Source organism: Seonamhaeicola marinus (assembly GCF_008085455.1).
This window is the reverse complement of record NZ_VSDQ01000440.1, coordinates 1-237: the sequence shown is the minus strand read 5'-3', so window position 1 is coordinate 237 and position 237 is coordinate 1. Positions and strand designations below refer to the sequence as shown.

1 pseudogene is annotated in these 237 nt (G+C 37.1%); it reads left to right on the top strand.

Annotated features, from left to right (window positions below):
* Positions 1-237: pseudogene (locus tag FUA24_RS07605) on the top strand (alpha-ketoacid dehydrogenase subunit beta); the annotation flags it as partial.

Sequence of the window (237 nt, the reverse complement as noted above, 5' to 3'; positions counted from 1 at the left end):
CAAATACACCGGGTTTAAAAGTTGTAGTACCTTCAAACCCAGCCGATGCTAAAGGATTATTAAAATCTGCTATCCGTGATGATGACCCCGTTATTTTTATGGAAAGTGAGCAAATGTATGGTGATAAAGGTGAAGTGCCAGAAGGTGAATACCTTATTCCTATTGGTGTGGCAGACATAAAAAGAAAAGGAGACGATGTTACTATAGTATCTTTTGGGAAAATTATAAAAGAAGCCT